Annotated in this window: 11 protein-coding genes; 5 read left to right on the top strand and 6 right to left on the bottom strand. The window is 73.1% G+C overall.

The annotated features are described in order from the left end of the window. Nucleotides 1-7: 7 nt before the first annotated feature. The gene (locus ABD774_RS14075) at nt 8-574 is read left to right on the top strand and encodes a PPA1309 family protein (protein ID WP_345042366.1); all 567 of its coding nucleotides are present in this window, start codon (nt 8-10) and stop codon (nt 572-574) included. Between the two features lie 69 nt (nt 575-643). Here the strand turns inward: ABD774_RS14075 and ABD774_RS14080 are convergent, their stop codons facing one another. Beyond that, on the bottom strand, nt 644-2,029 hold the full coding sequence (locus tag ABD774_RS14080) for a YlbL family protein (protein ID WP_345042368.1): 1,386 nt from the start codon (nt 2,027-2,029) through the stop codon (nt 644-646). Nucleotides 2,030-2,180: 151 nt separating this feature from the next. Between ABD774_RS14080 and ABD774_RS14085 the strand changes: the two genes are divergently transcribed. Both ABD774_RS14085 and ABD774_RS14090 read left to right on the top strand, forming a co-directional pair. Further along, the gene (locus ABD774_RS14085; RefSeq protein ID WP_345042370.1) at nt 2,181-3,692 is read left to right on the top strand and encodes a zinc-dependent metalloprotease; all 1,512 of its coding nucleotides are present in this window, start codon (nt 2,181-2,183) and stop codon (nt 3,690-3,692) included. 252 nt (nt 3,693-3,944) lie between these two features. Beyond that, nucleotides 3,945-5,228, top strand: a complete 1,284-nt coding sequence (locus ABD774_RS14090) for a hypothetical protein (protein WP_345042372.1) — start codon at nt 3,945-3,947, stop codon at nt 5,226-5,228. Between the two features lie 59 nt (nt 5,229-5,287). Here the strand turns inward: ABD774_RS14090 and ABD774_RS14095 are convergent, their stop codons facing one another. The 3 genes from ABD774_RS14095 to ABD774_RS14105 form a co-directional block, all read right to left on the bottom strand. After that, complete coding sequence (locus ABD774_RS14095) at nt 5,288-5,641, bottom strand: WhiB family transcriptional regulator (RefSeq protein ID WP_486327321.1); 354 nt, start codon at nt 5,639-5,641, stop codon at nt 5,288-5,290. Between the two features lie 144 nt (nt 5,642-5,785). Beyond that, nucleotides 5,786-5,941, bottom strand: a complete 156-nt coding sequence (locus ABD774_RS14100) for a hypothetical protein (RefSeq protein ID WP_345042377.1) — start codon at nt 5,939-5,941, stop codon at nt 5,786-5,788. 239 nt (nt 5,942-6,180) lie between these two features. Continuing rightward, the gene (locus ABD774_RS14105) at nt 6,181-8,220 is read right to left on the bottom strand and encodes an ATP-dependent DNA helicase UvrD2 (protein WP_345042379.1); all 2,040 of its coding nucleotides are present in this window, start codon (nt 8,218-8,220) and stop codon (nt 6,181-6,183) included. Nucleotides 8,221-8,484: 264 nt separating this feature from the next. On the opposite strand from ABD774_RS14105, the gene ABD774_RS14110 reads away from it, so the two are divergent. Further along, the gene (locus ABD774_RS14110) at nt 8,485-8,745 is read left to right on the top strand and encodes a mycoredoxin (protein ID WP_345042382.1); all 261 of its coding nucleotides are present in this window, start codon (nt 8,485-8,487) and stop codon (nt 8,743-8,745) included. Between the two features lie 164 nt (nt 8,746-8,909). Here the strand turns inward: ABD774_RS14110 and nudC are convergent, their stop codons facing one another. Next, a complete protein-coding gene (nudC, locus tag ABD774_RS14115; protein ID WP_345042384.1) occupies nt 8,910-9,881 on the bottom strand; it encodes an NAD(+) diphosphatase in 972 nt (323 codons plus the stop codon). A gap of 321 nt (nt 9,882-10,202) precedes the next feature. Between nudC and ABD774_RS14120 the strand changes: the two genes are divergently transcribed. Further along, nucleotides 10,203-10,601: a nuclear transport factor 2 family protein gene (locus ABD774_RS14120; RefSeq protein ID WP_345042386.1), complete on the top strand. Its 399-nt coding sequence runs from the start codon at nt 10,203-10,205 to the stop codon at nt 10,599-10,601. Between the two features lie 39 nt (nt 10,602-10,640). Here ABD774_RS14120 and ABD774_RS14125 read toward each other — a convergent pair whose 3' ends face one another. Further along, a complete protein-coding gene (locus ABD774_RS14125; RefSeq protein WP_345042388.1) occupies nt 10,641-12,218 on the bottom strand; it encodes an HNH endonuclease signature motif containing protein in 1,578 nt (525 codons plus the stop codon). Nucleotides 12,219-12,536: the final 318 nt, after the last annotated feature.

Consider the following 12,536-nt stretch of genomic DNA (forward strand, 5'->3'; position numbering starts at 1 on the left):
TGGAGGCATGAGCGACGAGCAGCCCGCCCCCGACGGCCCCACCGCCCGCGAGCGCGCCCTGCGCCTGGCCGTGGACGACATCGAGCGGCACGTCGCCTCGCTGGGGTGGGACGGGCCGGTGTTCGTCTTCGCCCTGGTCCGCACGGCCGGTGCGATCGCGGCGACGCCGTCGCTCGCGCAGGAGCTGCCGTCGGAGGCGGTCCTCGCCGCCCAGGACGACCCCGAGCACCTGACCAGCATCGAGCAGGATGGGTTGCCGGAGGCGTCGACGATCGAGGAGCTGCTCGGTCAGCTCGCCTGGCCCGAGGAGGTCGACGGCGCCGCGATCGTCGTCGAGCGGATGGTCGTCCCGCCGGAGGCGGAGCAGGGCATGCCCGAGGATCCGCAGGCCGCCGTGGATTACCTGATGGGTCACCCGGACCGACAGGACGTCCGGATGGCCGCAGGGGTGCTCCGCACCGGCGAGTCCTGGTGCGCGCTGCGCAGCCGCAGCCACGACTTCGACGACGCGGTCGCCGGCTCTCCCGACGCGGTGCCCGGGCTCGTGGAGGCGCTTCGCGCGACGCTGGCCTGACAAGGCCGGTCCCGCCCGGCTCATGGGTGCGGTGGTCCGGTCCCGCGGTGCTCCGGTCCCGCGATTGCGTCAGCCGGCCTCGCAGCTCGGGAGCGACGCTCCGTCGCCGGAGCCGATCGCCTCGACGGCGTCGCGGGCCTCCCCCAGGGTGCCGACCCGCACCACCTGCAGCCCGTCGGGCACGTGCCCGACCACCTCGCCGCAGTTCCCCTCCGGAGCGAGGAACCACTGGGCCCCGGCGCGGGTGGCGCCGGCCAGCTTCTGCCGGATCCCGCCGATGGCGCCGACCTCGCCGGCGAGGTTCATCGTCCCGGTGCCCGCGATCTTCTCCCCGCCGGTCATCTCACCGGGCGTCAGGCGGTCGATGATCCCCAGCGCGAACATCGTCCCAGCGCTCGGACCGCCGATGTTGTCGATGTCGAAGTCGATGTCGACCGGGAGCTCGACCTGGGGGTCCAGCACCACCCCGAGGAGCGATCCCTGCTGCTCCCCGTCCGGAGCGGCGGTGGTTCCCGGGTGGTCCATGGTCGCCACCGCGAGATCCGTCGGGTCGCCGTCGCGCAGGACGCCGAGGGTCACCGGCGTGCCCGCCGCCGTGCGGGAGAGGACAGCGGCGAGGTCGGAGAACGCCTCCACCTCGGTGCGCTCCTCCCCCTCAGGCTGGATCGAGGTGATCACGTCCCCCTCCTCGACGACGCCCTCGGCGCCCGACCCGGGCGCGACGTCCCTGACGGTCAGGACCATGGGGACGTCGTACCCGAGCTCCTCGAGGGCGGCCACCGTGGCGTTGGTCTGCGAGGAGGCCATCTGCGCCGTCGACTGCTCGTCGATCTCCTCGCGCGTGGTGCCGTCCGGGAAGACCGCCTCCACCGGCAGCACCACCTCCTCCTCGTCCAGCCAGCCGGCGACGACGTCCGCGGCGGTGACGGGGTAGCCCGGTCCCCCGATGACCGAGACGGTGGTCAGCCGGAGCTCGCCCGACGTCGGGTACGTCTCGGCTCCGTCGATCTGGATGAGCGGTTCGCCGTCGGCCTCGCCGAGGGTGTTCACGGTCGGCCCGGGCCGCTGGACGGCGTAGGGCAGCGGGACGAGCATGATCACGAGCAGCAGCGCCGAGAGCAGGGCCCCCGAGACGACCATGGTGACCGCGCGGCGCGAGACGTACGGCTCGTCAGGGCCGGGGGCCTCGCCGGCTTCGCGCTCCCCGGTCGCCGCGTCGGCAGCGCCGTTCGTGCTCTCCGGCTCCGTCCCCGGAGCGGGGTGCGGCGCCGACGTGGCGCGCCAGCCGGGCCGGGTCGCCTCCGCCGTCGCGGGATCCGCGCGCTCCGCCGTCGCGGGGTCCGCGTGCGTCGTCGTCCCGGGGTCCGCGGCCAGCGGGGCGCCCGCCGTCTCTGCGGGCGAGGGCGGGACGGGACGACGGTCGTGACCGGTCCGGCCGGTGCCCTGCTCGCTCACCGGGTCATCATGCCGCACGAGGCTGGGTGTTCCCTGGGGCGTCCGGCATCGCTGCGCCCTCAGCGAACCACCGGGCGAGGAAGCCGCCCCACCGCTGCAGAGGCGCCTCGCGGCCGGTTACCGTGGAGGCCCGCCACCGTCAGGAGCTGTCATGAGTCAGGACCCCACCCGCCCCGAGGGCGGCGATCCCCACAGCTGGGAGGAGCTGCTCCGGTCGATGATGGGCCCCGCGGCCGCCGAGGAGGCGATGCGGGCGATGCGCGCGTCCGGACTGGACCCGGAGGCGATGTCCCAGGCGGCCGGGCTCCCGGCGGACCGCAACCAGCTGATGATGATGATCGGGCAGATGCAGCAGATGCTCGCCTCGGGCGGCGGCGACCCGGTCAACTGGCGCCTCGCCCACGACCTCGCCCGGCAGACCGCCCACGCCGGCGGCGATCCCTCCGTGAGCGCCGCCGAGGCCGAGCGTGTCCGTTCGGCGCTGTCGGTGGCCGACCTGTGGCTGGACACCGCCACGGAGCTCGGTCCCGCCGGCGGGCGTCAGGAGGCGTGGAGCCGGGCCGACTGGGTGGAGCGGACGCTGCCGACGTGGAAGCGGCTCTCGGAACCGATCGCCACGTCGGTCTCCCAGGCGCTCGTCGAGACCATCGAGGCCCAGGCGGAGCAGCTTCCGCCCGAGGTCCAGGCGATGGCGGCGCAGATGGGTCCGGTCCAGGGGATGCTGCGCCAGCTCGGCAGCGCGGTGTTCGGGATGCAGGTCGGGCAGGCCGTGGGCACCCTCGCCCGCGAGGCGTTCGGCACCGCCGACACCGGACTGCCCCTGGTGGAGGAGCCGACGGCGGCGCTCGTGCCCTCCAACGTCGCCGACTTCGCGGAAGGGCTGGACGCACCCGCGGAGGAGGTCCGGCTGTTCCTCGCCGTCCGCGAGGTCGCGCACGCGAGGCTCTTCGCCCACGTGCCGTGGCTGCGCGCGCACCTGCTCGGCATTGTCGAGTCCTACGCCCGCGAGATCACGATCGACACGGACGCGATGGAGGAGGCGGTCCGCGGGATCGACCCGACCGACCCGGAGAAGCTGCGGGAGGCCTTCTCGGGCGGCGTTTTCGCTCTCGAGCAGTCCCCGGCGCAGCGTGCCGCTCTCGTGCGCCTGGAGACCGCGCTCGCGCTCGTCGAGGGCTGGGTGGAGGAGGTCACCGCGCAGGCGGTCGCACCGCACCTTCCCCACGCCGTGCCGCTGCGCGAGATGCTGCGGCGTCGCCGGGCGAGCGGCGGCCCGGCGGAGCAGACCTTCGCCACGCTCGTCGGGCTCGAGCTGCGTCCGCGCCGCCTGCGCGAGGCCTCCACCCTCTGGGCGACGCTAGGAGCGGAGCGGGGCACGGCCGAGCGCGACGCCCTGTGGTCGCACCCGGACCTGATGCCCACGCCGGAGGAGCTCGACGACCCGAGCGGTTTCGTCGCCGCCCGCCGGGCAGCCCGGGCGGCCGAGGAGGACGTCGACGCCGCCCTCGCGGCGATGCTCGACGGCACGCTCACCGCCGGGACGGACGGGGACGTGGATGACCCGCTCGACCAGCCGGAGAGTGGCGCGGCGGGCACGGCGCCCGACGGCACCGGGCCCGACAGCGACGGCCCGGACGACACCGAAGACCGCCCCGGGCACTGAGCCCGACGACGTCCCCGGACCACGCCGGAGACCGCCCCGGGCGCTAAGCCCGACGACGGCGGCCCGGACGCTCCGGAGACCGCTCGCCGGGCGCTAAGCCCGACGACGGCGGCCCGGACGCTCCGGAGACCGCTCGCCGGCGGTGAGCCAGCATCGGTGAGCGCCCCGCCACGAGGGCCCTGTGGATTCGCTCTGCGCGCATCCGGGAGCCCGTGCCACAGTCCGTCCCACCACGGACGAGACGGGGGCGAGATGCGGTTACGGCCGGGACTGACGGTGCTCTGGCGCCGCAAGGGTGAGAGCCAGGTGGGTGTCGACCCGCGGTGCGCCGTCGTCCTCGAGGACCTGACGGCCGGCGAGCAGCACGTCCTCGACCACCTGCGGCACGAGCCGACCGAGGCGGACCTGATCCGGGTCGGCCGGACGTCCGGGGTCGCACCCGAGCGTGTCCGTGAGCTCGTGGCGCTGCTGCACCGGTCCGGGGTGCTCGCCCCCGATCCGCGACCGCGCCCGCCGGGTTCCGCCGTCACACCGGACGAGGCGTACTGGTCTCGTCTGCTTGCCGACGGCGACGGGGCGAGACTCATGGCACACCGGTCGGCGGCCGCGGTCGCCGTGGCGGGTCTGGACCAGGTGGGCATGCGGATCGCTGTGCACCTCGCCGAGGCCGGCGTGGGGACTCTGCTGCTGAAGGACGAGTCACCGGTGCTCCCCTCCGACGTCGGCCCGTACCACCCGCGGGACGTCGGCGGAGTACGTCGGGAACGGGCCGAGGCGGTGCTGCGCTCGTCCTTCCCACAGCTGCGGACGACGGCGCGGACCGGGGCGCGACCAGACGTCCTGGTGGCGGTCTCCACCGGGGTCGCCGACCCCGTGCAGCTCCTCCCCCTGGTCCGGGAGGACGTGGTTCATCTGCCCGTCGTGGTCGGCGAGGTCGACGTCGCGATCGGCCCGTTGGTCGTGCCGGGGCAGGGGCCCTGCACCCGGTGCCTGGACCTGCACCGGACCGATGCGGATCCGGCGTGGCCCGCCCTGGCGACACAGCTCCGGGCGTCCCCACCGCCCCTCGCGGCGACGCACCTGGGGCAGCTCGGGTCCGCGGTGGCCGCGAACCAGGTTCTGGCGGTGATCGACGGCCGGGAGCTCGTGGTGGACCGGGCCAGCATCGAGATCGGGGTGAGCCCTCTGCCGGTCATCCGGCCGTGGAGCGTGCACCCCGTGTGCGGCTGCTGCGAGGTCGCTGCTGACATGCCGGACCAGAGGGGCACCGCCGCGTTCAGCTCGGCTGTCGGGCCGACCACCGAGGGCGCCCCGACGGTCGGGCCGAGCATCGATCCCGCCCCGACGGCCGGGCCGAGCACCGATCCCGCCCCGACGGCCGGGCCGAGCACCGATCCCGCCCCGACGGCCGGGCCGAGCACCGATCCCGCCCCGACGTTCGGCCCGAATACCAGCGGCGAGCCGACGGTGGGCGCCGGAGCCGACCGCGATGCGGGTCAGAGGACCGCGGCCAGGCGAGTGCGCACACCCGCCTGACCGGACCCTGACGTAGCCGGACCCAGGCTGCCCACGCGGACGGGCCGCCGAGCCGACGCTCAGGCGGCGGCCTCGTCCTTCCGCGGGCGGCCACGGCCACGCTTGCGAGCGACGACGACGCCGTCGATGAACACCTCGCCACCCCAGACGCCCCACGGCTCCTGCCGCTCGAGCGCGCCGGCCAGGCACGCCTCCCGCACGGGGCACTCCCGGCAGAGCGCCTTGGCAGCCTCGACGTCGGCCGTGCGCTCGGCGAACCACAGGTCGCTGTCCTCCGCGGACTGGCACGGGGTTGCCGGCGCGCCGCTGCGGGACGGGGTGGAGAGGACTCCCCAGCCGGCCTCGCCGACGAAGGGTGCCGCGACGGACCTGGACTGGGGCTCGGGCCAGGTGACTGATGATCCCTGGCTGATCTGGTCGAGTAGAGCCGTGAGCTGCACAGCTGCTCCTGTTGAGTCGTTCTCTGTCCGGGGGCTGAGGGGCCTCGGGACGTCGTCTACGACGACGGCCGCGGTCCCGATAGGGATCGCGGCCGGAGCATGCAGCTCGGTGATGAGCTACGTCCGGGGGGCGATCCCCAGGGTGGTGCCGTTGAGCCGGGGGCGTCGGCGCGGGCCGGCCACGGTGGTGCCGAGGGCAGACTGGTACCCGGGCACAGCGGACGTGGGCGCCATCGCGCAGGCGGCGTTAGCGGCGAAGACGTTGTTGATCACTTTCGGGCACCTCCCTCGGCTGCAGGGATCCTTTGTGCTGGCTAGGCAGGATCCGGTCGACTCGGACAGGAAAGAACACTAGACCCGGCGTGAGAGCGCGGGCAATCCTTTTTTCGGGGGATATTTCCGGTGTGAGCCTCATCCTCCGGGATGAGACATTCCGTGCATTTCTGACGCCGCGTTCCGAAGAGTCAGGGGCCCAGAACCACCCGGAGCTCACGGTCGCCAGGATCGACGGCTCAGCGGGACAGCCACTCCTGCACGTCGACCTCCTCGCCCCGGACGACGGCGAGCACCTGGCCGCCGTACGCCTCGAGCTTGGTCGCTCCGATCCCGCGGAGGACGGCCAGCTGCCGCAGGTCCTTGGGCTTCGAGGTGGCTATCGCCTGGAGCGTGGTGTCGTGGAGCACCGTGTAGGCGGGCTTGCTGATCGCTGCGGCCACCTGGCCGCGCCAGGACCGCAGGCGCTCGAAGAGCTCGGCGTCTGCGGGGTTGTCCTCGATGAAGCCCGCGGTCCGGGCCCTGGCGGCTGCACGGCGCGAGACGCCGCCGCGGCCGCCGGGTCCGTCGTCGGGCCAGACTCCGTCGAGGAACCGGGACCGCTTGCGCGAGGCCCGTCCCCCGACGGTGCGGGCACGCGCGTAGGAGAGCTGCAGGTGCTCACGCGCCCGCGTGACCCCGACGTAGAGCAGGCGCCGCTCCTCCTCGACGGCGTCGTCGCCCTCCGCGAGGGAGATCGGCAGCAGACCCTCCGAGACCCCGATGAGGAAGACGGCGTCCCACTCGAGTCCCTTGGCCGCGTGCAGGCTCGCCAGCGTCACGCCTGCGACGGTCGGGGCGTGCTGCGCCGACATGCGCTCGTCGAGCTCCGCGACGAGCCCCGCCATGTCGGCGCTACGGGTGCGGTGCAGCTCGTCGGCGAGGCTGACGAGCGAGTTGAGCGACTCCCAGCGCTCGCGAGCCGCGCCGCGCGCCGCCGGCGGTGACGGCGCCCAGCCGACCGAGGCCAGCACGTCGCGAACGGCCTCGGGCATCGGCTGCCCGGCGCTCGAACGCACGGCTCCGCGCAGCATGACGATCGCCTCGCGCACCTCACGGCGTGAGAAGAAACGCTCGCCGCCACGGACCAGATAGCCGATCCCGGCGTCCGCGAGCGCCTGCTCGATCGCCTCCGACTGCCCGTTGGTGCGGTACAGGACGGCGATCTCGCTGAGCGGGACGCCCTCCTTCTCCAGGGCGGTGATGCGCTCGGCGACCCCGCGTGCCTCGGCGAGGTCGTCGTCGTACGTCTCGAAGCGGACCGGCGCCGACGACGGACGCTGGGCCACCAGCTCGACGGCGGCGGCGTTGCGGTGCCGGCCGGCGCGGGCGAGCACCTTGTTGGCGAGGTCGACGACCTGCGGGGTGGACCGGTAGTCGCGCACGAGGCGCACGACGGGCGCCCCCTCGTACCGCCGGGGGAAGTCCGTGAGGAACGCCGGGGTCGCCCCGGTGAAGGAGTAGATCGTCTGGGAGACGTCGCCGACGACGCAGAGCTCGCGGCGCCCGCCGAGCCAGAGGTCGAGGAGTCGCTGCTGGAGCGGGGAGACGTCCTGGTACTCGTCGACGACGAAGTGCCGGTACTGGGTCCGGACCTGGGCGGCGACGTCGTCGCGCTCGAGGAGAATCCCCACCAGCAGGAGCAGGACGTCCTCGAAGTCGATGACCCCGCGCTCGCTCTTGACGTCCTCGTACACGCTCAGCAGGCGCGCGATGGTGGCGTGGTCGTGGCCGCCGACGGCCTCACGCCCTGCCCGCGTCGCCCGGGCCACGTAGTCGTCAGGGGTGATGAGGGAGACCTTCGCCCACTCGACCTCGCTGGAGAGGTCCCGGATGGCCGTGCGGTCGGCGCCGAGGCCGAGCCGGCCGGACGCCTCGGCGACGAGGGACGCCTTGTGCTCGGCGATGCGCGGCACCTGGCCGCCCACCGCCGTCGGCCAGAAGAAGGACAGCTGACGGAGGGCCGCAGCGTGGAAGGTGCGTGCCTGCACGCCACCGACGCCGAGGTCGCGAAGCCGGGAGCGCATCTCGCCCGCCGCGCGCGCGGTGAACGTCACGGCGAGCACGGTCTGGGGGTTGTACACGCCGGAGAGCACGCCGTTGGCGATGCGGTAGGTGATCGCGCGCGTCTTGCCGGTGCCGGCGCCGGCGAGCACGCAGAGCGGGCCCGTGAGGTGCTCGGCCACGGCGCGCTGGTCGTCGTCGAGCGCGTCCAGCAGTTCTTCGGTAGTCGTACTCATCGCTGCCAGTGTCTCAGCCCCCGGCGACACCGGAACCCTGCGTCCCCATGTCGCGAGCAGGCCGGCGGCTGCATCTGCCGCCGGGATGCCGCCGTCCGCCGCCTCGGGGACCATCGGAGAGTCCGAGCGTGCGTGACGCCACACGCAGGTGCTCCCGGGCGGGAAGATTCGGAACGGTCCGGGCGTTCCCCTATCAGAGGGGCGACCAGACGCGTTCCCTGACAGCGGGCGACGAGACGCCCTGCGCGGACGAGAGGAGCACCCATGACGGCTCAGGCACCCGAGGCGGGCACGATCACGATGTACTCGACCACCTGGTGCGGCTACTGCCGCCGGCTGAAGACCCAGCTGGACCGCGAGGGCATCGGGTACAACGAGGTCAACATCGAGGAGGACGAGGCTTCGGCGTCGTTCGTCGAGTCCGTGAACAACGGTAACCAGACCGTCCCCACGGTGGTGTTCCCGGACGGGTCCGCGGCCACGAATCCCTCGCTCGCCGAGGTCGTGGAGCGACTCAAGGGCTGAGCCACCGCCTCTGCACGGCTGGCGGGCCCCGCGCACCATCCGGTGCGCGGGACCCGTCGCTCTGGTGGGACGATCTCTCGCTCGGCACTGCCCGTGCCGGACGGCTTGGAGCCTGACGCCGCTCTGGCGTCCGATCGGCCGACGGACCGCCGGCCACCGTCGGCTCAGGCGCTGGGCGGCGCCGTCGGCAGCGGTCCCCCGAACCATTCCTCGATGAGGGCGCGCGCGATCGAGGACCGCATGGGCAGCAGGATCTCCCCAGCTCGTACGGCCGCGGCGAGCTCGTCCCGGCTGAAGAAACGTGCGTCGGTGATCTCGACGCCGTCGACCCGGACCTCCCCGCTCGAGTGGTCGGCCAGCCGAGCGCGGAAGCCGAGCATGAGGGAGGCGGGGAAGGGCCAGGGTTGCGAGGCCACGAACTCGACGGAGCCCACCTCGAGCCCCGCCTCCTCCATGACCTCACGCGCAACGGCCGCCTCGATCGACTCCCCCGGCTCCACGTAGCCGGCGAGTGTGGAGAAGCGCCGCTCCGGCCAGTGTGCGGCGTGGCCGAGAAGGACACGGTCGTGCTTGTCGGTGACGGCCATGATCACCGCGGGGTCGGTGCGCGGGTAGTGGAGCGAGCCGTCCGCGGTGCATCGGCGCACCCAGCCGGCGTCGATCACCTCGGTCGGCTCACCGCAACGGGGGCAGCGCGGGTGGCGGACGTGCCAGGCGCTGAGCGCGACCGCCGTGGTCGCGAGCCCCGCGTCCCGGTCGTCGAGCGTGTCACCTATGTCGCGAAGGTGGCTGAAGTCGAGCGTCGCCACGAGGTCGACGAGGCCGGCGTCCTCCACGACGGGTACGCCGTCGAGGTCGCGCTCCTCGCCGAGGTGCTCGGGAAGGGTGAGTGCGAGGTAGGCGGCGTCACTGTCCCGCCCGAGGTACACGACACGGTCCGCCGCCCAGACGTCGCCCGGGATCTCGGCCGGAGGGCGGAGGTCGAGAGACGCTGCGCGCGTCGCCACGAGCCCGCGCTGGACGAGCAGCACCCTCGTGGTGGGATCGGCCAGCAGTCTGGGCACAAGCCCGTCGACCGGGCGAGAGACGGCGTCGGGATCGACGGTGGACCGGGCGAGCGGGAGGACGTCGTGCACCTGGCCACCGTACGACGTCAGGGAAAGTTGGGGGACGACTGCTCTGCGATTAACGGCTCGTGATCTCCACACCTCCTCGCTGCACGAGCCGCCCATGGCGCTGCTCGGCGGAACGGGAGCGCTAGCTTGGTCCAGGCGCGATGATGCTCTTGGCGAGCCGCGAAGGCTTTCACCGCTCGGGGATGGTTATCGGCGGGTGAAGCACCGGAATGTGAGCAGCAGGTAAGACACCGAGATGTGACAACGGGTGAGGCTCCGGGATGTGACAACGGGTGAGGCTCCGGGATCTTGCGGTTGAGGCGACGACGGACGGGGACGATCGTGGATGACCGCGCGACGGACGACGGCGGGAAGTTCGACGACACACTCGCCAGGTGGATGGACGACTACCGGCGCGCCTGGAACTCCAACGACCCGGCCGAGATTGGCGCTCTGTTCAGCGATGGAGCGACCTACCGCACCGAGCCCTACGCCGAGCCCACGAGAGGCCGCCGAGCGATCGTCGAGAAGTGGCTGGAGCTTCGAGACGAGCCGGGCCAGACGACGTTCTCGTGGCGACCGCTGGTCGTGGCGGCAGACGTGCAGGTCATCGAGGCGAGGACGGAGTACCTCACCGAGCCGCCGCACGTCTACAGCAACCTGTGGGTGCTGCGGCTCGACGGCAACGGCATGTGCACCGAGTTCACCGAGTGGTACATGGAGCACCCAACACCTGGCTGAGCTGCGACCACCCCTGCACCATCCGCGCCTGTGGAACCTTCAGGCGCCAGGAGCTCTGCGTGTGGTGGCTTCGATCTCGCTGCCGTCGCGGCGGAGGAAGACCCATCGGCGTTTGCGTCGTTCGATGCCGATGCGGTGCTGGTGGACGTGGTCGTGATGGGCCCAGCACAGCAGGACGCCGAGCCTGACGCTGGTGGAGCCGAGCTGTTCCCACCACCAGATGCTGTGGTGGATCTCCCCCTCCCCCGGTGGGGCGTCGCAGTCGGGGTACTGGCAGTGCCTGTCGCGGGCGATGATCGCCCGGGTCTGGGCGGCGGTGAAGATCCGCTTCTCCCGGCCCACGTCCAGTACCTCCGAGTCCGGGCCGAAGACCACCCGGTGCATCGCGCCGGTGCACGCGATCCGGGCCAGCAGCGCCGGCGCCAGCGGGGTCCCGTCCTCGAACGTCGCCGGGGCCACTTCACCCATCGCGGCCGCGTCCAGGTCCGCCCCGATCACCGCCTCGGGCAGCTCCTGCCCGCACCCGCACCACCCCTCACCCCCCGCAGCACCGGCCTGCGCGGCTCCGGCGGCGCTGGCGGCGGCGGTGGTGGCGGCGGCGGCGGTGGCAGCGGTCGCGCGTCCTGTGGCGCCGGCGGTGGTGGTGGGGCGAGTCTGCTCGTCCGGGCCGGGCAGCCCGAAGGCGGCGCCGGGACGGTCGGCCTGGTGGCCGGCGCCGCCGGGGCGCTCCACTCCCAGCGGGCAGCCGGGATGGCGGCGGGCGGGCTTGGACGCCGCGACGAGCCGCTGCAGGGTCTCCAACGGCACGTGCACGCTCAGGTGCGGCCGAATCCGGGCCCCCGGCCGCAGCGCCCCGGAGTCCAGCGCCAGCTGCGCCAGCCCGACCAGAGCCCGGGCGCGCCGCTGCCCCGGGGAGCGCCCGTCGCCCTTGGCCGGCGTGCCCGTGCGCGCGGCCAGCGCCGTGAGCACCACCTGCCCGCTCGCCTTCGACAGCCACCCGCCCGGCACGTACCCGTCCGTGGTCTCCGCGAGATAGAACTCCTCCCGCGCGCCGTCCTCCACGTACGCCCGGTCCGCCGCCTCCGGATCCGCGCGCAGACTCCAGTGCCGCACCGCCAGGTCGAACGCCGAGGCGTCCAGGCCACGGGCGTGGGTGAGAAGCAGATGCTCGCCGGCGTGGCGGTCGCGCAGCCGCTCCCGCCGCGCCTCGGTGCCGGTGGTATGCCGCACGATCGCGGCGACATGGTCAGAGCTGATCTCCCCGGCCGCCAACGCCCGCGCCGTCCCTGGCAGGTGATCGCGCAACGCCCGAGCCTGACGCACCTCGCGAGCCGCACCGGCACGGTGGCGCCCGGTGCGAGCCCGGTACCACGCCGCCATCGAACGGGCACCGTCGACCGCCCACCGACCGTCCGACTCGACCGTGGCCAGCACCCTGGCCGCCACGGCGTCGGTGCGCCGACGCACCTGCTCCACCGCGTCGAGGGCACCCAGGAGTGCCTCACCGTCCAGCTGGTGCAGGTCGACACCACCCAGCACATCGAGCGCTTCCCGCATCTGAGCCAGACCCGCCGAGACAGCCTGTGCGGGAGTGGCCGCACCCATGACGTCTGCCACCGCGACCACCCCCCATTCCGTCCAATTCCGGCCGTGACCCAAAGCCTATCGAACGCCCGTTCGAACCGGCAATGGTTTCGGGTGGATCGCGAGAAATTTGTGGAAACGATGGCACTAACTGTCCCTGTGGATTTCAGGACTGTGGAAACCGTGGCATTTCGGCGCACTGTGGAACGTCGACGTGAAGGCCCGAATGCTGCACGCGGCTCCCGACAACGCTCGCACCTGCCCCCCGCACTGCGCGAACCAGCAAGGAGCGCTGAGCCCAGTCACTACGAAGCACCGAAACAACTGCGAACCGAGGCCCGGCAACCGCGA

The sequence above is a fragment of the Georgenia daeguensis genome (genome assembly GCF_039537705.1).
Lineage (GTDB): Bacteria > Actinomycetota > Actinomycetes > Actinomycetales > Actinomycetaceae > Georgenia > Georgenia daeguensis.